Consider the following 17,793-nt stretch of genomic DNA (forward strand, 5'->3'; position numbering starts at 1 on the left):
CGTTGAGCGGAGCGCTTACTTGCCCTTGGCCGCTTCCTTGAGCTTGGAGCCCGCGGAGACCTTGACGCTGTAGCCGGCCGGGATGTTGATGGGCTCGCCGGTCTGCGGGTTGCGCGCGGTACGAGCGGCACGGTGGGTGCGCTCGAAGGTCAGGAAGCCGGGGATGGTGACCTTCTCGTCGCCCTTGGAGACGATGTCGCCGACAACCTCGGCGAACGCGGCCAGAACGGCGTCGGCGTCCTTGCGGGTCACCTCGGCGCGGTCGGCCAGCGCGGCCACCAGCTCACTGCGGTTCATGTTGTTACTCCCGTGTTCTTCTTGCCGTTGAGGCGTGAGGTGAGATCGATGCCGATGCGCTCGCGCCCAAAGACGCATCCTGCCCCTACCTGCGGCGGTAATGCCAATCCGGCACCCGTAGGAGTCGTGAGAACACCCTAGGGAGTCACACGAAAAGCGCCTGCTCGGCCGTCACCCTAGAGGGCGCCCGCCGGTGGGGGGTTCCACGACGCGCCGGTGCGGGGGCTGCCGTGTCCATCCTCACAGCCCCTGCACCATACGGTACGGCGCCTACGACGCCGCGCCCACCGCCTTCGCGGCCTCGCGCACCGCGCCCGCCACGGCGCCCGCGACCTTGTCGTTGAAGACGCTCGGAACGATGTAGTTGGGGTTCAGCTCGTCCTCGGTCACCACGTCGGCGAGCGCCTTCGCGGCGGCGAGCATCATCTCCGTGTTGACGGTACGGGACTGCGCGTCCAGCAGGCCGCGGAAGACACCCGGGAAGACCAGTACGTTGTTGATCTGGTTCGGGAAGTCCGAGCGGCCGGTGGCCACGACGGCGGCCGTCTGCCGGGCGATCGCGGGGTCGACCTCGGGGTCGGGGTTCGCGAGCGCGAACACGATGGCGCCGTCGGCCATGGCGGCCACGTCGTCGCCGTCGAGGACGTTCGGGGCCGAGACGCCGATGAAGACGTCGGCGCCGCGCACGGCCTCCTTCAGGGTGCCGGTGAGGTTCTCCGGGTTGGTGTTGTCGGCGATCCAGCGCAGCGGCGAGTCGGCCGGGGCGTCCACCAGGTCCTCGCGGCTCGCGTGGACGACACCGCGGATGTCCGCCACCACGGCGTTCTTCACACCGGCGGCGATCAGCAGCTTGAGGATGGCCGTACCGGCCGCGCCGGCCCCGGACATCACGACCCGGATGTTCTCGATCGCCTTCCCGGTGCAGCGCAGCGCGTTGGTCAGGGCCGCGAGGACGACGATCGCGGTGCCGTGCTGGTCGTCGTGGAAGACGGGGATGTCGAGGGCCTCGCGCAGCCGGGCCTCGATCTCGAAGCAGCGGGGGGCGGAGATGTCCTCGAGGTTGATGCCGGCGAAGCCGGGGGCGATCGCCTTGACGATCTCGACGATGGCGTCGGTGTCCTGGGTGTCCAGGCAGATCGGCCAGGCGTCGATGCCGGCGAAGCGCTTGAAGAGGGCCGCCTTGCCCTCCATGACGGGCAGCGCGGCCTTGGGGCCGATGTTGCCGAGGCCCAGCACGGCGGAACCGTCCGTCACGACCGCAACGGAGTTGCGCTTGATGGTGAGGCGGCGGGCGTCCTCGGGGTTCTCGGCGATCGCCATGCAGACGCGGGCCACGCCGGGCGTGTAGACCATCGACAGGTCGTCACGGTTGCGGATGGGGTGCTTGGACGCCATCTCGATCTTGCCGCCGAGGTGCATCAGGAACGTACGGTCGGAGACCTTGCCCAGGGTGACACCCTCGATGCCCCGGAGCTTGCCCACGATCTCGTCGGCGTGGGCCGTGGAGGTGGCCGCGATGGTGACGTCGATACGGAGCTTCTCGTGGCCGGACGCGGTGACGTCGAGGCCGGTGACCGAGCCTCCGGAGGACTCCACGGCGTTGGTGAGCTGCGAGACGGCGGTTCCGCTCGCGGGCACCTCCAGCCGGATGGTCATCGAGTAGGAGACGCTGGGCGCCGTTGCCATGGCCGACTTCCTCTGCTTTCACCGTGTCGCGTGTAGTGCCGTCCGATCGTCGCACCTACCACCGAGTACGTGGTAGTCGCCCCGGATTGCGGACGTTGTGTTCACGGCGGCACGCCTTTTCGGAAAACAACTTCCACAATACGAGAGATGATCGGGCAAAGAAAGAGGCCCACGTCACATCGGACGTGGGCCTCTCTCACGTTCATGACACCGACCCGCCATGCTCGCCTCGCGGCAAGTGGTCCCTCTGAGGGACGAAGGTTGGGCCCGGGGGCTTGGATCGGGCCGGTGCCACGTCAAGGCTAACAAACGGATGCCGAAGGCCATTCCTGGCGCGGGGACTTCCTCGGAAATCAGTCCCTCAGCAGATCCGGCACCCCCGCCGGGTCCGGCTCGTCCCGCTCGCCGGAGACCACCGTGAGCTGCTGGGTCGCCCGGGTCAGCGCGACGTACAGCACGCGCAGCCCGGCGGGCGACTCGTCGGCGATCTCCGCCGGTGAGACGACGACGGTGGCGTCGTACTCCAGGCCCTTGGCCTCCAGGCTGCCGAGCGCCACCACCCGGTCGCCGAGCCCGGCCAGCCAGCGGCGGGCCTCCTCGCGCCGGTTCATGGCGACGACCACCCCGACCGTGCCGTCCACCAGCCCGAGCAGCCGCTCGGACTCCGCGCGTACGGTCTTCTCCAGGGAGTCCCGGGCGGGCGTGCCGGATCCGCCGGCCGCCGTCACGAAGCGCGGCTCGACCCCGGTGGACCGTACGGCGGAGGGCGCCTCGGAGCCCGGCATGGCGAGGGCGAGCACCTTGGCGGCCAGCTCGGCGATCTCGGCGGGGTTGCGGTAGTTCACGGTGAGCTGGAAGCGGCGCCGCGGGCGGGTGCCGAGCGCCTCGTCGCGGGCCTCGGCGGCCTCGTCCGGGTCGGACCAGGAGGACTGGGCGGGGTCGCCGACGACCGTCCAGGTGGCGTGCCGGCCGCGGCGGCCCACCATCCGCCACTGCATCGGCGTGAGGTCCTGGGCCTCGTCCACGATGACGTGCGCGTACTCGGTGCGCTCCTGGGCGAGGCGCTCGGCCCGCTCCCGCTGGGTCTCCTCGCGCACCGGCATCAGCTCCTCCAGGCCGGTGAGCTGGTCCAGCGGGTCCAGCTCGCGCTTCCTGCGCGGCCGGGCCGGGGCGCCGAGGATCGACTGGAGCTCGTCCAGCATGGCCGCGTCGTGCACCGAGCAGCCCTCCCGGCGCAGCGAGCGGGCGACCTTGCGGACCTCGCCGGGGTTGAGGATGCGGCGCGCCCAGCGGCCGAGCCGCTTCTCGTCCGCCATGGCGGCGAGGACCCCCTTCGGGGTCAGCTCGGGCCACCAGGCGTCGAGGAAGGCGATGAACGAATCCTCGCCCGCCACGTCCTCGTCGAAGGAGGAGCGCAGTTCGGCGGCCAGCTCCGGGTCGGTGTGCCGGCCGGCCGCGCCGGACCTGGCCCACAGGGCGTCCAGGAGCAGCTTGCGGGCGCGCGGGCGCAGCAGGTTGACGGGGGCGGTGCCGCCGAGGGCGGTGCGGCGGATGTGCGCCAGCTCCTCGGCTTCCAGTTCCAGGCGGCGCCCGAAGGCGACGACCCGGAGCCGCTCCGGCGAATCGTTCAGCTCCAGGGCGCCGCGGGCGGCCTTCCGCAGCACCTTCAGCATCCGGTGCGAGCCCTTGGCGCGGGCCACGGACGGGGAGTCGTACAGCGTGGCCTCGACGCCGTCGACGAGCGAGCCGATGGCACGGATCGCGACCTGGCCCTCCTCGCCGAGCGAGGGCAGCACGCCCTCGGTGTAGGCCACCAGCAGCGGGGTCGGCGAGACGATCAGGATGCCGCCCGCGTAGCGTCTGCGGTCCTGGTAGAGCAGATAGGCCGCGCGGTGCAGGGCGACCGCGGTCTTGCCGGTGCCCGGGCCGCCCTCGACGTAGGTGACGGAGGCGGCGGGGGCGCGGATGACCAGGTCCTGCTCGGCCTGGATGGAGGAGACGATGTCCCGCATGGTGTGGCTGCGGGCCTGTCCGAGGGCGGCCATCAGGGCGCCGTCGCCGATGACGGGCAGCGCCTGCCCGTCGAGGAACGCCCGCAGTTCGGGGCGCATCAGGTCGTCCTCGACCCCGAGGACCCGGCGGCCCTTGGAGCGGATGACCCGGCGGCGCACGACCCGGCCGGGGTCCCTGGGGGTGGACCGGTAGAAGGGGGCGGCGGCCGGGGCACGCCAGTCGATGACCAGCGGGGCGTAGTCGGCGTCGAGCACGCCGATCCGCCCGATGTGCAGGGTCTCGGCGATGTCGGCGGTGTTGTCGGCCCGGATCGCGCCCTCGGCGGGTTCGACGGCGGTGTAGGCGCCGTCGGGGCCCTTCCTGCCGTCCTTGCCGGGCAGCAGGTCGATCCGCCCGAAGAGGAAGTCCTCGAACTCGTTGTTGAGCCGGTTCAGATGGATGCCGGCCCGGAAGACCTGGGCGTCCCGCTCGGCCAGCGCGCCCGGTGTGCCCACCTGGCCGCGCTTGGCCGCGTCGTTCATCAGGAACTCGGCCTCGTGGATCTTCTCCTCGAGCCGCCGGTACACCCGGTCCAGATGTTCCTGTTCGACGCTGATCTCTCGGTCACGCACGGAGTCCTGTGCGCCGTGTACCGAGCCGACCGCGGACTGCTGAACCTGAGCGGCCACCGGGCCCCCTTCTGACGTGCTGGGCAGCCGTCAACCGTACGCGAAGGGGACCCGGCAAAGCTACGTGACTACGCATCCACCTGCACGAGCTTCTTGCCGTCGAAGGTGGTCACCTCGAAGTGGTCGATCTCGTCGGGCTTCAGGGCCGTGCCGCCGCCGATGTACAGCGGCTTGCGGGACTCCGGGGTCTTGGCGTCCGGGATGCCGTAGCCCCACTTGGGGACGGACCAGGAGCCCAGGGTCTGGCGGTCGCCGTTGTTGCCGACGGCAACCAACGAGCACTTGAGCGGTCCCTTGACGCCCTTGAGTTCGAGGACGGCCGAGGTGCCCCAGTCCTTCTCCCCCATGGCGACGGTCGCGGTGGCGCCCGTCGTGCCGTCGCTTCCGCTGACCTTGTCCGGGAGCTGCTCGAACGTGGTCTGGGCGGTGGCCGCGAGCGGCGTGGCCGTCTGCCCCGAGTCGCCGCCGCCGCTCATCGCCGTGACGGCCACCGGGCCGCCGATGATCAGCGCGGCAGCGGCCGCGACCAGGTAGAAGCCCTTGCGCCGCTTCTGCGCCCGGCGCTCGGAGACCTCGTCGACCAGTTTCTCCACCAGCCGTGGGCTCGGCCTGGCGGACAGCGACTCGCCGATCGCCGGGGTGCTGCCGGAACCCGGCAGATCCGCCAGCGCGGCCAGCATCGGCTCCATCCCGGCCAGCTCGTCCAGTTGCTGGGCGCACCATTCGCAGGTGGCGAGATGCGCCTCGAAAGCGGTTGCCTCGGCGTCGTCGAGCAGCCCGAGGGCGTACGCGCCCACGGTCTCGTGCTCGCTCGGCACCGAAGATCCCTGACTGGGGCTCATGGGTCCAGAAATACCCGGACCACCCGGGCCGAATCCTTGCATTCCTCCGTATCCACTGCTCATCACGCCGTCACCCCCCGCTCCTCCAGTGCCAGCTTCATCGACCGCAGGGCGTAGAACACCCGGGAGCGCACCGTGCCGCTCGGGATGCCCAGCGTCTGGGCCGCCTCATTGACCGTACGTCCCTTGAAGTACGTCTCGACGAGGACCTCCCGGTGCGCCGGGGTCAGGTCGTCGAGCGCGTCCGACAGCGTCATCAGCCACAGCGCCTTGTCGATCTCGTCCTCCGCGGGGATGACCTCCAGCGGCGACGGATCGACCTCCTGCGGCCGGGCCTGCCGGCTGCGGTGGCCGTCGATGACGATGCGGCGCGCGACCGTCACCAGCCAGGGGCGTACCGAACCGGTCGCCCGATTGAGCTGACCGGCGTTCTTCCAGGCACGGATGAGCGTCTCCTGCACCACGTCCTCGGCGCGCTGCCGGTCTCCGGCGACCAGCCTGAGGACGTACGCGAGCAGAGGTCCGGCGTGCTCGCGGTACAGCGCACGCATCAGCTCCTCATCAGGTTCCGAGGGCTGTGAGGACATGCGATGTCGGGCCCTCGATCCACGTTCATTGGCCACGGCCGCATCCTTGCGCACGCCCACCTCCGGTGTCCGGGGGTTCCCCCAGTCGGTCGCTCGCCCACCCGTACGGAAGGAAGGGGCCCGGTGTTCAAACCGGAGCGACAGATTTCTCCGAGGTGACGTGACGAGGGGGGTTGAGTGCACATTCCCACCGCGTGATCTTTACATTTCCGACACACCGACGAAGGGGCCGTGAGCTACCCGTGTAGGCGCCAACGAAAACGCGGTGTAACCGAAATCACCTGCGATCCGGGCCCTCCGGGGCCCTCACGCGCGGGCGAGCGCCGCCCGCCGCCGGTGCCGGGCCACCCGCTCCCGGTTGCCGCAGACCTCGCTGGAGCACCAGCGGCGCCGGCGTCCGCGGGAGGTGTCCAGGTACACCAGGGGGCAGTTGTCACCCTCGCACTCGCGGACCGCGGCCCGTGCCACGGGGTCGGTGAGCAGTTCCACCGCGTCCCGCGCGAGGAGCGCCAGCAGCGCGGCGCACTCGGGCGCCCGGACCAGCTCGCGCACCAGGGAGCCGTCGGCGCGGCGCACCGCGCGCGGGGCCGGGAGCGCGGCGCGGGCGGCCTCGTTGAGCCGGCCGAGCGCGCCGTCGTGGGGCCGCGGGTCCGCCGCGCCGGTGCCGCGCAGCAACTGCGCGACGTCGGCGCGCAGTTCCCGGAACCGCTCCGGCCAGGAGGCGTCGGCGTGCTCCAGCGGGGTACCGGGCGGCACCAGTCCGGCACCGGTGATCCAGGACCGCAACGACTCGACCCCGCCCAGCCGTTCGGCCGGATGCGTGGTCGCGAGAAGGTCCAGGCAGATCCGCCCTGCTTCGAACCGCGGCTCGTGCGGGGCCGGGGCCGTACTCAGCGTCATGTGCCTGCCACCGCCTAGGACAGGGGAACGGTTGCGTCGCTCCCCTTCACAGTGCCCGTGCCGCCCGGCGTGCGGAACCCTTCTGACGGTCTTCGCGGCGGCTTCCCCGGCGCCTCCGTGTCCAGCCCCGCCTCAGTCGTCCGCGTACTTCGTGTCCGCGGCCGGGTCCAGCGCCAGCCGGTAGCCCCGCTTGACCACCGTCTGGATCAGCTTCGGCGTGCCGAGGGCCGTACGCAGCCGGGCCATCGCCGTCTCCACCGCGTGCTCGTCGCGCCCCGCCCCCGGCAGCGCCCGCAGCAGTTCGGCTCGGGACACCACCCAGCCCGGCCGCCGCGCCAGCGCCCGCAGCAGCGACATGCCGGCCGGCGGCACGGGCTTCAGCTCCCCGTCCACCAGCACCGCGTGCCCCCGGATCTCCACCCGGTGCCCGGCGACGGGCAGCGCCCGGGCCCGCCCGGGCAGTTCCTGGCACAGCAGCTGTACGAGCGGCCCGAGCCGGAACCGCTCCGGCTGCACCGTGTCCACGCCCCGCGCCTGCAGCGGCAGCGCGGTCACCGGGCCCACGCAGGCGGGCAGCACGTCGTGGCCGAGCGCGCCCAGCACCTCGCCGAGCAGCCCGCGCTCCTCGGCCCGCGACAGCAGGGACGCGGCGGCGGGCGCGCTGGTGAAGGTGAGCGCGTCGACCGCGCGTGCGACGACGGCGTCCAGCAGCCGGTCGACGGGCCCGATGTCCTCCGGCGGCATCCACCGGTACACCGGCACCAGGACGACCTCCGCTCCCCCGGCCCGCAGCGCCTCCACGAACCCCGGCAGCGGCTCGCCGTGCAGCTGTACGGCGATCCTGCGGCCGTCGACGCCCTCCTCCAGCAGCCGGTCCAGCACCTCGGCCATGGACTCGCTGGCCGGCGACCACGACTCGGTCAGCCCCGCGGCCCGTACCGCGCCCTTCACCTTGGGCCCGCGGGCCAGCAGCTCCACGCCGCGCAGACGTTCGAGCAGCGGCCGGCCGAGCCCCCATCCGTCGGCCGCCTCGATCCAGCCCCGGAAGCCGATCGCGGTGGTGGCCACGACGACGTCCGGCACCTGGTCGATGAGTTCCTTGGTGGAGGCGAGCAGTTCGCCGTCGTCGGCCAGCGGCACGATGCGCAGGGCGGGCGCGTGCAGCACGACGGCACCGCGGCGCTGGAGCAGCGCGCCCAGTTCCTCGGCGCGGCGCGCGGCGGTGACGCCGACGGTGAACCCGGCGAGGGGCCCGTGTTCGGGGTGCTGCTGTTCGTCGTCCATGGCTCTCCTAGGGGGCGTCTCCCCGATCTTCGTGGATCAGGCCGCGGCGTCCGGTGCGGCGCCTCGGCGTGCGGTCGAGTCGCCCTCGTACCGGGCGTACGCGGGCGGTTCGGCCGTGCGGCGAGGCGCCGTGCCGGGCGTCGCGGACCCACGAAGACCGGGGAGACGCCCCCTAGGGCCTGCCCGCGTGCCGAACGAGCCTGTCAAGGGCGCGTGACAGGCTCGGTTCGGCTCGATGTCCGCGGTGTTACGTCACACCTCGGCGTAGCTGAGCTGCGGCTTCGCCTCGGCGGTGGTGCCGGATGCGGCCCGGGTGGCCGAACCGCGAAGGTATACGGCCCAGGTCACCGCGAAGCAGGCGCCGTAGAAGACGAGGAAGGCGACGAAGGCGCCGGTGCCGGAGCCGTAGGACAGGAAGGACTGGCGGAAGGCGAGGTTGATGCCGACACCGCCGAGCGCGCCGACCGCCCCGATGAGGCCCATGGCGGCCCCGGACAGCCGCCGTCCGTGAGCGGCCGCCGCCTCGCCCGTGAGTCCCCCGGCGAGGGCCTTGGCCTGGAAGATCCCGGGGATCATCTTGTACGTCGACCCGTTGCCGAGCCCGCTCAGCACGAACAGCACCACGAAGACCGGCACGAACAGCGCCAGCGACTTCTCCATGCTGGCCACGACGAGCACGGCGGTGGCGGCGGCCATGCCGACGTAGTTCCACAGGGTGATCCGCGCCCCGCCGTACCGGTCGGCGAGCCAGCCCCCGACGGGCCTGATCAGCGAGCCGAGCAGCGGGCCGATGAAGGTGAGGTAGGCGGCCTGCAGCGGGGTGCGCCCGAACTGGTTGGTCAGCACCTGCCCGAAGGCGAAGCTGTAGCCGATGAACGAGCCGAAGGTGCCGATGTAGAGGAAGGCCATGATCCAGGTGTGGCCGTCCTTCGCCGCGTCCCTGGCGGCGCCGGTGTCGTTCTTCACCGAGGCGAGGTTGTCCATGAACAGCGCGGCGAGGACGGCGGCGACCACGATCAGCGGGATGTAGATCCCGAGCAGGACCCGCGGCCCGCCGCTCGCCCCGATGATCGCGAGGGCGATGAGCTGGATGACCGGCACACCGATGTTCCCGCCCCCGGCGTTCAGCCCGAGTGCCCAGCCCTTCTTCCGCAGCGGGAAGAAGGCGTTGATGTTGGTCATGGAGGAGGCGAAGTTGCCGCCGCCGATGCCGGCCAGCAGCCCGACCAGCAGGAAGGTGGAGAAGGAGGTCCCCGGCTCCATCACCACGAACGCGGCGACCGTCGGCACGAGCAGGAGGCTCGCCGAGACGATCGTCCAGTTCCGCCCGCCGAAGACGGCGACGGCGAACGTGTACGGCACCCGCACGACCGCGCCGACCAGCGTGACGACGGAGGTCAGCAGGAACTTGTCGGCGGGGGTGAGTCCGTACTCGGGGCCCATGAAGAGCACGAGCACGGACCACAGGGTCCAGACCGAGAACCCGATGTGCTCGGAGAGCACGGAGAACCACAGGTTCCGCCGGGCGACCTTCTCCCCGGTCGCCCTCCAGAAGCTTTCGTCCTCGGGATCCCAGCGCTCGATCCAGCGACCGCTGCGACGGTTGGGGTCCGGACCTGTCATGACGCCTCCACGGTGCTCCGGGACTCGGTGGTTCGCGGTGATGAGTCCCGAAGGTAGGGAGGGCGCGTTTCCTGGCTGTGGCTGTGGGTGACCGGTAGGGAACTTTGCTCTCACCTCGCGGCGGGGGCGGCTGAGAGGTCGCACCCGGCCGGAGCCGGGACGCTCATCACACGATCATCAGCGGCTGGAATCCATCGGTCGGTCGGCCGCCGCAGCCATCCCTCGGCCCGCGCGATGTCGCTCGCGGCCCTGCGGAGCGCCGTCAGCCCGGGATGTACCAGCCCCTTGCGCCAGACCAGCGAGACGGGCGAGAGCGGGACCGGATCGACGAGCGGCCGCAGCACCGAACGGGGCATGGCCGGAAAGTCCACCACGGCCAGGATCACGTTCCGGGTCTTCGCCATGATCCGCTCGAACTCCTCGTCGCCGACCGGCAGCGGAAGGGGTGAGGCGAGTCGGATGCCGCGCCCCTCGAAGAGGTGAAGTGCCAGGTCGGTCCACTCCCGGGTGCGCGGGTTCCCCGCGCCGGCGTACACCGTCTCCCCGGCCAGCGCCGCCAGCGGGACCTCCGGCAGGTCGGCCAGCGGGTGGTCGTCGGGCAGGACGACGGCCATCGGCTCGTAGCGCACCGGCTGCTGTTCGAGCCCGGTCCGCAGCGCCGGGTCCAGGCCCGCGAAGCGCCCGAAGGAGACGTCCAGCCGGCCGGCCAGCACCTCGGCCGCCGCTCCGGTCAGACCGCTCTCGTAGCGGGCCATCAGCTCGCAGTCCGGGGCGAGTTCGCGGGCCCGGTGCAGCACCCGGCGGCCGGTGAGCAGGCCGGCGGAGTTGAGGTCGACCAGCAGCGGCCGGGCCTGGCCGAAGGCGGCGAGCAGATCGTCCTGGGCGGCCAGGACCCGCCGGGCGTGCGGCAGCAGGCGTTCGCCGTCCGCGGTGAGCGTCACCTGCCGGGTGGTCCGCACGAACAGCTCGGCGCCCAGCTCGCGCTCCAGCCGCCGCACATCACGGCTCAGCGCCTGCTGCGCCACGTACAGACGGGCCGCGGCCCGGGTGAAGTGCAGCTCCTCGGCGACGGCGACGAAGGCGCGCAGCAGGCGCGGTTCTATGGCGGCGGGAGCGGGCATGGCGGCGAATCTACAACCTCGATTCACAACGCGGACGCGTGAGTCGGCGCCGAGAAGGTGTTGGACCGGGTGATCCACTCCGGGCCACCGTGGAGCCATGCCGCAACAGACCACCGAACAGACCACCGAGGACAGCCGGATACCGGACGAGCAGCGCGAGGACGGGGGAACGGGGCAGCTCCGTGGATACCGGGTGCTCTTCTCCCGTCCCGGCACGCGCGCCTTCACCGCGGGCAACCTCGTCGCCCGGCTGCCCATGGGGATGTTCAGCGTGAGCGCGGTCGTGATGATCGCCGGGGCCCGCGGCTCGTACGCGCTGGCCGGCGCCGTCACCGCCGCCGGTCTGGCGGCGACCGGCGTTGCCGGGCCGTGGATCGCGCGGCTGGTCGACCGGCACGGGCAGGCCCGGGTCGCCGTACCGGCCACCCTCACGGCCGTGCTGGGCAGCCTCGCCCTGCTGCTGTGCGTGCGCTTCGGCGCCCCGGACTGGACCCTGTTCGCCTCCTACGCCGCCACCGCCGCCACCCCGAACATCGGCGGCCTGTCCCGCGCCCGCTGGGCCCACCTGCTGCGCGACGACCCCGCCGCCCTGCACACCGCCAACTCCTTCGAGCAGGCCGCCGACGAGCTGTGCTTCATGCTGGGCCCGGTGCTGGCCGCCTTCCTGACCGGCACGTTCTTCCCGGAGGCGGGCACGCTCGCCGGGTCGGTGCTGCTGCTGGCCGGCATGCTGCTGTTCACCGCGCAGCGGGCGACCGAGCCGCCGCCGTCGGCCCGTTCCAAGGCCCGGTCACCGTTGCGCAGCCCGGGGATTGCGGCGCTGCTGGCCTGCTTCGCGGCGACCGGCATGGTGTTCGGCTCGATGGAGGTCGTCACGATCGCGTACGCCGACGCCCAGGGGCACCGGGCGGCGGCCGGCCTGGTGCTCGCGTTGCAGGCGGCGGGCTCGTGCGCGGCCGGCCTGCTGTACGGGGCCCTGAAACCGGCTGGACTCGGCCTGCCCCGCTGCCTGCTCGCGATGGCCGTCCTGATGACGCTGCCCTGGCTGGCCGCCGCCACCACGGGCTCCCTCGTCGTCCTGGCGGGTGCGCTGCTGGTGGCGGGCATGGCGACGGCGCCGACGATGGTGACCGCGATGACCCTGGTGCAGGCCCGCACCCCGGCCGACCGGCTCAACGAGGGCATGAGCCTCGTCGTCACCGGCCTGCTCACCGGCATCGCCTGTGGCTCGGCGGCCGGCGGCTGGGCGGCCGAGCACGGCTCACCGGCCACGGGGTTCGCGGTGCCGGCGATCGCGGCCGCCGTGGCCCTGGCGATCGGCTCGTCGCGGCTCCGGACCGGGGCGGCCGGGCGGGCGGCGGCCCGGTAGGCGGGCGCTCACCGGGCGGGTGGGCGCTCCGGCTGGTTCGATGGTCGGGTCGACGGCGAGGGTTAGGGAGGGAGGTGCTGATGCGTGGCCGGCTGGTTGTCCCCGGAGGATCTGACCGAGCTGACCCGGGTGCTGGACCTGGGCGGAGTGTTCGCCAACGGGACTCTCTGCGGGGTGTTGGCGCAGGACATCCCGGTCAACCACAGCTCCCGGTTCGCGCCGGTCCTCCAGCCGACCCTGGACACGGGTGCCCGGGCCCTGGTCACGGCCACACTGACCCGGCTCGCCCGGCAGAGCGCATGACAAAGGCCCCGCCGCTCGGAAGCGACAGGGCCTTGCCCACATGGGATGAGTGGAGATGGCGGGAATCGAACCCGCGTCCAACGGTGCGGAACCAGGGCTTCTCCGTGTGCAGTTCGCTTCGCTTTTCTCGGCCCCAGCGATCACGCGAACAAGTCGCCGACGGGCTCAGTCACTGTTTGATTTCCCTCTTCACCCCGTGACCGGGATCAAGGTTTAGTCCCCTAGTCGATGCCAGGATCCGGGACGGGAACAGGCCCGGGCTGACACTCCCGTAAGAGCTTCGCTAGCTGCTAATTAGGCAGCGAGGGCGAAGTGGGAGGAATCGCGCTTGGTGTTGGCGATTATTGTTTTCGGCCTGTGGTTTACGAGATCATGGCCGCTTCCTCGACACGCTTCCCCTGCTTCGACAGCCGCTGTCGAAACCGATCATCCCCATGTTGATTTTTCAATCCCTCCGGAGAGGGGGCTCGCACCCTCGACGGGGTGCGTTGCCATCGTACGTGACCAACGCGGGTCGGTGCCAGCCTATTCCCGCCGGTCGCGCCGGTCCGGCGACTAGGCCCGCTGCTTGCGCCGCACGGCCGACATCGCGCGGTCCGCCTCACGCCGGTCCTGCTTCTCACGCAGGGTCTGGCGCTTGTCGTACTCCTTCTTGCCCTTCGCCAGCGCGATCTCGACCTTGGCCCGGCCGTCCTTGAAGTACAGGGCGAGGGGCACGATCGTGTGACCCGTCTCCTGGGACTTCGCCTCGAGCTTGGCGATCTCGTCGCGGTGCAGCAGCAGCTTCCGCTTGCGCCGGGCGCTGTGGTTGGTCCAGGTGCCCTGGCTGTACTCGGGCACGTGCACGTTGTGCAGCCACGCTTCGTGACCGTCCAGTTGCACGAAGCCGTCGACGAGCGAGGCCCGCCCCTGGCGCAACGACTTCACCTCGGTGCCCATGAGCACGAGACCGGCCTCGTACGTGTCGAGGATGAGGTAGTCGTGCCGCGCCTTCTTGTTCTGCGCGATCAGCTTGCGCCCTTTTTCCTTAGCCATAGTGCCGACCATTTTCGCACCATGGAGGGGGTGCGGGGGAAGTGCATTAAAGGGGCGCTACGAGGGGTCGCCCAGACCGCCCAGGACCGTCTGCGCCCGGCGCAGCGCCTGCGGCCCCGCGTCCAGGTCGGGGGTGATGCCCCGGCCGTCGACCGCGCGGCCGGACGGGGTGCGGTAGTGGCCCACGGTCAGCTCGGCCACCGAGCCGTCGGGCAGCTCGGTGGGCATCTGGACGGAGCCCTTGCCGAAGGTGCGGGTGCCGATCACGACCGCGCGGCCCCGGTCCTGCAGGGCGCCGGTGAGCATCTCGGCCGCGCTCATCGTGCCGCCGTCGACCAGGGTGACCAGGGGCCGGCCGGTGTCGCCGCCGTTGTCGGCGTGCAGCGCGCGCTGGGCGCCGTCGACGTCGTAGGTGGCGACGAGGCCGCCGTCGAGGAAGGCGGAGGCGGTCTCCACGGACTCGGTGACCAGACCGCCGGAGTTCCCCCGCAGGTCGAGGACGACGCCGGCGCCCGCCGGGGCCCGGTGCACCGCGGCGCGCACGGAGTCGCCGGAGCCCTTGGTGAAGGCGGCGACCTTGATGACGGTGACCCTGCCGGGCAGCTCGCTGACGGTCACCGGGTCCGTGGACAGCCTGGCCCGGCGCAGGGTCTCGGTCCACGCGCGCGTGCCGCGCTGGAGGCCGAGCGTCACGGTCGTGCCGGCGGCCGCGTCCTCGGCGTCGCCGCGGAGTAACGAGACCACGTCGGTGACCGGCCGGCCGGCCACCTCCGTGCCGTCGACGCTGCGCAGCCGGTCGCCCTTGCGGATCCCGGCGCCGGCGGCGGGCGAGCCGGGCTGCACCCGGGTCACCTCGATCCGGCCGTCCGGCTCGGCCCGCGCCCACAGCCCGGTGCCGGTGTACTGGCCGTCCAGGGCCTCCTGGAACTCCTGGTACTCGCCCTCGGAGTAGACGGCTCCCCAGCGGTCCCCGCTGCGGCTGACGGCCCGCTCGGCGGCCTCCATGGGCGACTTGCCGTCGGCCATCGCCTTCGCGGCGGCCCGCCGCACCGCCTCGTGACGGGTGGCCGAAGGCACCGGCTCCGAGGCGGACTTGGGGCCGGAGCGGGCGCCCAGGCCGGTGTCCGGGAAGGACCCGGTCGCGGCCCCGGCGACCAGCGCGCAGGCGAAGACCAATGTCAGGGCGGCCCCACGGCCGGTGCGGCGGGGCTGACAGAACGGGTCACGGCCTGACATGGCGGTGAGTCTAGGACAACGACGAAGGGCCGTACGGGCGGACGCCCGTACGGCCCTCTTGGGATGCGTCACACCTTCAGGTACTTGCGCAGCGCGAAGAACGCCGCAAGGGCGGGCATCAGCACACTGGTGGCGAGGATCAGCGGCAGCTTGGTCAACACCGCGTCCCAGCCGACGAAGTTGATCAGCGTGAGCTTGTCGGACAGGGCCATGCCGTGGTCGATCGTGAAGTACCGCCCGACGACCAGGAAGACGCAGGCGAGGCCGCCGCCGATGAGTCCGGCGACCGCGGCCTCCATGATGAACGGCGCCTGGATGTAGAAGCCCGAGGCGCCGACGAGACGCATGATCCCGGTCTCACGCCGACGGCTGAACGCGGACACGCGCACGGTGTTGACGATCAGCAGCAGCGCCACGAGCAGCATCAGCGCCATCACGCCGAGCGCCGCCCGGTTCATCAGGTTCAGCAACTGGAAGAGGTTGTCCAGGATGCCCTTCTGGTCCTGCACCGACTGCACGCCGTCACGCCCGTTGAAGGCGGTCGCGATGACCTGGTACTTCTGCGGGTCCTTGAGCTTGATGCGGTACGACTCCTGCATCTGGTCCGGCGTCAGCGAGCCGGCCAGCGGGGAGTTGCCGAACTGCTCCTTGTAGTGCTTGTACGCCTCGTCCTGCGACTCGTAGGTCACCTTCTCGACGATGGTCATCTTGTCGAGGTCGGTGCGGATCTGCTTCTTCTGGTCCTCGGTGACCGCGCCCTTGGCGCAGTTGACGTCCGACTGCGCGTCGCTCTTGTTGCACAGGAAGATCGAGACGTTGACCTTGTCGTACCAGTAGCCCTTCATGGTGCTCACCTGGTCGCTCATCAGCAGGGAGCCGCCGAACAGGGCCAGGGACAGGGCGACGGAGACGATGACGGCGAAGGTCATCGTCAGGTTGCGGCGGAGACCGACACCGATCTCCGACAGGACGAACTGGGCGCGCATGGCGTCGGATCAAGCCTTTCCGGGGACGTGACTGGGGCGGCGGGTCAGTGCTGGTAGCCGTAGACGCCGCGGGCCTGGTCGCGGACGAGGCGGCCCTTCTCCAGCTCGATGACGCGCTTGCGCATCTGGTCCACGATGTTCTGGTCGTGCGTCGCCATGATGACGGTGGTGCCCGTCCGGTTGATGCGGTCGAGCAGCTTCATGATGCCGACGGAGGTCTGCGGGTCGAGGTTGCCGGTGGGCTCGTCCGCGATCAGCAGCTTGGGCCGGTTGACGAAGGCCCGCGCGATGGCCACGCGCTGCTGCTCACCACCGGACAGCTCACCCGGCATCCGGTCCTCCTTGCCGCCGAGCCCGACGAGGTCGAGCACCTGCGGCACGGACTTGCGGATCTCGCCGCGCGACTTGCCGATGACCTCCTGCGCGAAGGCCACGTTCTCGGCGACGGTCTTGTTGGGCAGCAGGCGGAAGTCCTGGAACACAGTCCCCAGCTGGCGGCGCATCTGCGGCACCTTCCAGTTGGAGAGGCGCGCGAGGTCCTTGCCGAGGACGTGCACCTGACCGTGGCTGCACCGCTCCTCGCGCAGCACCAGCCGCAGGAAGGTCGACTTGCCGGAGCCGGAGGACCCCACGAGGAACACGAACTCGCCCTTCTCGACCTCCAGGGAGACATCCCTGAGGGCCGGACGGGTCTGCTTGGGGTAGACCTTGGAGACGTTGTCGAATCGGATCACGGATGCACCACGGGTCGCCGGGGGTAGGTGAGCGTGACCATACGCGAACCGGGAGCGCGAGCGCAGGGCCCGGTCGCGGTTGGTTGCGGCTTGTGTGTTTTTGTACAGGCCGGATTCGGGCTTCTTCGAGAGCCCGCGCTCTTTGCGGGGGAACCTGGCACAGTGGAGGGGGAACGTTCTGGTTCCCGTGTGCGTTGTATGTGTGATGGCCGGCGCGAGGAGGGCGAGCGCATGACGTACGACCGGTTGGTGTGCGCGAACTGCGCGTCGCCTGTGAGTGAGGGCCGGTGCCCGGTGTGCCGTGCCAACCGCGAGCGACTGCAGCACGAGGGCTTCTTCCCGGGGCTGAACCCGATGGCGCTGATCGCGCTGCTCGCGGTGCTGATCGCCGCGGTGGCGCTGCTGGCCCACCAGACCGCGTAGGAAGACCGGACAAGACGACCGAAGGGCCCGGAGCGGCAAGCTCCGGGCCCTTCGTGTAGCGCGTTGTGTGCGGAACGTCGCCGTGGGGCTACGTTCAGGCGGCGGCGCCGCCCCGGCCGTTCACGAGCCGCGGCAGGAAGCGGAAGCCGATACCGCCGGCGATCATCGTCGCGGCGCCGACCAGCAGGAACGCGGTCTGTCCGGCACCGGTCTCGGCGAGCTGCTTGTCGCCGCCCTGGGGCGTGGTGTCCGAGCCCGTGTCGGTGAGGGCGGAGGAGCCCTCCTCCTGGGAGGCGTTGTCGTTGCCGCCGCCCTGGGGGGTGTCACCGCCGGTGGTGCTGGAGCCGCCACCGTTGCCGCCGGTGGAGCCGTCGCCGCCGGTCGAGCTGCCGCCGCCGGTCGAGCTGTTGCCGCCGGTCGAGCTGTTGCCGCCCGAGTTGCCATTGCCACCCGAGTTGCCGTTGCCGCCCGAGTTGCCGTTGCCACCGGTCGAGTCGTCGCCACCGGAGCTGCTGTCACCGCCGGAGCTGCTGTCGCCACCGCCGATGCCACCGCCGATCGAGGCGTCACCACCGGAGCTGCTGTCACCGCCGCCGATGCCACCGCCGATCGAGGCGTCACCACCGGAGCTGCTGTCACCGCCGCCGATGCCACCGCCGATCGAGGCGTCACCACCGGAGCTGCTG

At 71.3% G+C, this 17,793-nt stretch carries 16 protein-coding genes, 1 other RNA gene and 1 pseudogene; 3 read left to right on the forward strand and 15 right to left on the reverse strand.

Going from position 1 to position 17,793, the window contains the following annotated elements; genetic code table 11:
- Positions 1–15 precede the first annotated feature (15 nt).
- The 9 genes from ACWCPN_RS03790 to ACWCPN_RS03830 all read right to left on the reverse strand — a co-directional run bounded on the left by ACWCPN_RS03790 (position 16) and on the right by ACWCPN_RS03830 (position 11,021).
- Complete coding sequence (locus ACWCPN_RS03790; protein ID WP_067001509.1) at positions 16–297, reverse strand: HU family DNA-binding protein; 282 nt, start codon at positions 295–297, stop codon at positions 16–18.
- Positions 298–567: 270 nt separating this feature from the next.
- On the reverse strand, positions 568–1,983 hold the full coding sequence (locus ACWCPN_RS03795; RefSeq protein ID WP_451202202.1) for a malic enzyme-like NAD(P)-binding protein: 1,416 nt from the start codon (positions 1,981–1,983) through the stop codon (positions 568–570).
- A 353-nt stretch (positions 1,984–2,336) separates the two neighbouring features.
- Positions 2,337–4,664, reverse strand: a complete 2,328-nt coding sequence (locus ACWCPN_RS03800) for a HelD family protein (RefSeq protein WP_451202203.1) — start codon at positions 4,662–4,664, stop codon at positions 2,337–2,339.
- Between the two features lie 68 nt (positions 4,665–4,732).
- Entirely contained in the window at positions 4,733–5,506 is a 774-nt protein-coding gene (locus ACWCPN_RS03805; RefSeq protein WP_365126846.1) for an anti-sigma factor family protein, read from the reverse strand.
- Positions 5,507–5,568: 62 nt separating this feature from the next.
- On the reverse strand, positions 5,569–6,153 hold the full coding sequence (locus tag ACWCPN_RS03810; RefSeq protein ID WP_037932079.1) for a sigma-70 family RNA polymerase sigma factor: 585 nt from the start codon (positions 6,151–6,153) through the stop codon (positions 5,569–5,571).
- Between the two features lie 246 nt (positions 6,154–6,399).
- Positions 6,400–6,993 carry a CGNR zinc finger domain-containing protein gene (locus ACWCPN_RS03815; protein ID WP_365126844.1) on the reverse strand — a complete coding sequence of 198 codons (594 nt, stop codon included), beginning with the start codon at positions 6,991–6,993 and terminating at the stop codon, positions 6,400–6,402.
- Between the two features lie 132 nt (positions 6,994–7,125).
- Positions 7,126–8,277 (reverse strand): uroporphyrinogen-III synthase, encoded by a 1,152-nt coding sequence (locus ACWCPN_RS03820; RefSeq protein WP_451202205.1) that lies wholly within the window; start codon positions 8,275–8,277, stop codon positions 7,126–7,128.
- Between the two features lie 252 nt (positions 8,278–8,529).
- Positions 8,530–9,900, reverse strand: a complete 1,371-nt coding sequence (locus tag ACWCPN_RS03825; RefSeq protein WP_451202206.1) for a nitrate/nitrite transporter — start codon at positions 9,898–9,900, stop codon at positions 8,530–8,532.
- A 110-nt stretch (positions 9,901–10,010) separates the two neighbouring features.
- Positions 10,011–11,021: a LysR family transcriptional regulator gene (locus ACWCPN_RS03830; RefSeq protein WP_451202207.1), complete on the reverse strand. Its 1,011-nt coding sequence runs from the start codon at positions 11,019–11,021 to the stop codon at positions 10,011–10,013.
- Between the two features lie 97 nt (positions 11,022–11,118).
- Here ACWCPN_RS03830 and ACWCPN_RS03835 point away from each other — a divergent pair, with 97 nt between their 5' ends.
- A complete protein-coding gene (locus ACWCPN_RS03835) occupies positions 11,119–12,390 on the forward strand; it encodes an MFS transporter (RefSeq protein WP_451202208.1) in 1,272 nt (423 codons plus the stop codon).
- Positions 12,391–12,474: 84 nt separating this feature from the next.
- Positions 12,475–12,693, forward strand: a complete 219-nt coding sequence (locus ACWCPN_RS03840) for a hypothetical protein (RefSeq protein ID WP_451202210.1) — start codon at positions 12,475–12,477, stop codon at positions 12,691–12,693.
- Positions 12,694–12,740: 47 nt separating this feature from the next.
- Here the strand turns inward: ACWCPN_RS03840 and ssrA are convergent.
- From ssrA to ftsE, 5 genes are all read right to left on the reverse strand, one after another.
- Positions 12,741–13,127, reverse strand: a transfer-messenger RNA (tmRNA) gene (ssrA, locus tag ACWCPN_RS03845).
- 121 nt (positions 13,128–13,248) lie between these two features.
- Positions 13,249–13,728, reverse strand: a complete 480-nt coding sequence (gene smpB / locus ACWCPN_RS03850) for an SsrA-binding protein SmpB (protein ID WP_199210752.1) — start codon at positions 13,726–13,728, stop codon at positions 13,249–13,251.
- 57 nt (positions 13,729–13,785) lie between these two features.
- Positions 13,786–14,964 (reverse strand): S41 family peptidase, encoded by a 1,179-nt coding sequence (locus tag ACWCPN_RS03855; RefSeq protein WP_451202212.1) that lies wholly within the window; start codon positions 14,962–14,964, stop codon positions 13,786–13,788.
- Between the two features lie 68 nt (positions 14,965–15,032).
- Positions 15,033–15,950: a permease-like cell division protein FtsX gene (ftsX, locus tag ACWCPN_RS03860; RefSeq protein WP_199210754.1), complete on the reverse strand. Its 918-nt coding sequence runs from the start codon at positions 15,948–15,950 to the stop codon at positions 15,033–15,035.
- 44 nt (positions 15,951–15,994) lie between these two features.
- Positions 15,995–16,684 (reverse strand): cell division ATP-binding protein FtsE, encoded by a 690-nt coding sequence (ftsE, locus tag ACWCPN_RS03865; RefSeq protein WP_031159396.1) that lies wholly within the window; start codon positions 16,682–16,684, stop codon positions 15,995–15,997.
- A gap of 231 nt (positions 16,685–16,915) precedes the next feature.
- On the opposite strand from ftsE, the gene ACWCPN_RS03870 reads away from it, so the two are divergent.
- Entirely contained in the window at positions 16,916–17,107 is a 192-nt protein-coding gene (locus tag ACWCPN_RS03870) for a hypothetical protein (protein WP_451202214.1), read from the forward strand.
- A 94-nt stretch (positions 17,108–17,201) separates the two neighbouring features.
- Here the strand turns inward: ACWCPN_RS03870 and ACWCPN_RS03875 are convergent.
- Positions 17,202–17,793 (reverse strand): annotated as a pseudogene (locus ACWCPN_RS03875) (hypothetical protein); the annotation flags it as partial.

The organism is Streptomyces sp. NPDC002386, from assembly GCF_053593175.1.

What these genes read in the sequence shown, in the direction of transcription:
- ACWCPN_RS03790 (WP_067001509.1), bottom strand. Translation starts at nt 297, where the DNA reads ATGAACCGCAGTGAGCTGGTGGCCGCGCTGGCCGACCGCGCCGAGGTG.
- ACWCPN_RS03795 (WP_451202202.1), bottom strand. Translation starts at nt 1,983, where the DNA reads ATGGCAACGGCGCCCAGCGTCTCCTACTCGATGACCATCCGGCTGGAG.
- ACWCPN_RS03805 (WP_365126846.1), bottom strand. Translation starts at nt 5,506, where the DNA reads ATGAGCCCCAGTCAGGGATCTTCGGTGCCGAGCGAGCACGAGACCGTG.
- ACWCPN_RS03815 (WP_365126844.1), bottom strand. Translation starts at nt 6,993, where the DNA reads ATGACGCTGAGTACGGCCCCGGCCCCGCACGAGCCGCGGTTCGAAGCA.
- ACWCPN_RS03820 (WP_451202205.1), bottom strand. Translation starts at nt 8,277, where the DNA reads ATGGACGACGAACAGCAGCACCCCGAACACGGGCCCCTCGCCGGGTTC.
- ACWCPN_RS03825 (WP_451202206.1), bottom strand. Translation starts at nt 9,900, where the DNA reads ATGACAGGTCCGGACCCCAACCGTCGCAGCGGTCGCTGGATCGAGCGC.
- ACWCPN_RS03830 (WP_451202207.1), bottom strand. Translation starts at nt 11,021, where the DNA reads ATGCCCGCTCCCGCCGCCATAGAACCGCGCCTGCTGCGCGCCTTCGTC.
- ACWCPN_RS03835 (WP_451202208.1), top strand. Translation starts at nt 11,119, where the DNA reads ATGCCGCAACAGACCACCGAACAGACCACCGAGGACAGCCGGATACCG.
- smpB (WP_199210752.1), bottom strand. Translation starts at nt 13,728, where the DNA reads ATGGCTAAGGAAAAAGGGCGCAAGCTGATCGCGCAGAACAAGAAGGCG.
- ACWCPN_RS03855 (WP_451202212.1), bottom strand. Translation starts at nt 14,964, where the DNA reads ATGTCAGGCCGTGACCCGTTCTGTCAGCCCCGCCGCACCGGCCGTGGG.
- ftsX (WP_199210754.1), bottom strand. Translation starts at nt 15,950, where the DNA reads ATGCGCGCCCAGTTCGTCCTGTCGGAGATCGGTGTCGGTCTCCGCCGC.
- ACWCPN_RS03870 (WP_451202214.1), top strand. Translation starts at nt 16,916, where the DNA reads ATGACGTACGACCGGTTGGTGTGCGCGAACTGCGCGTCGCCTGTGAGT.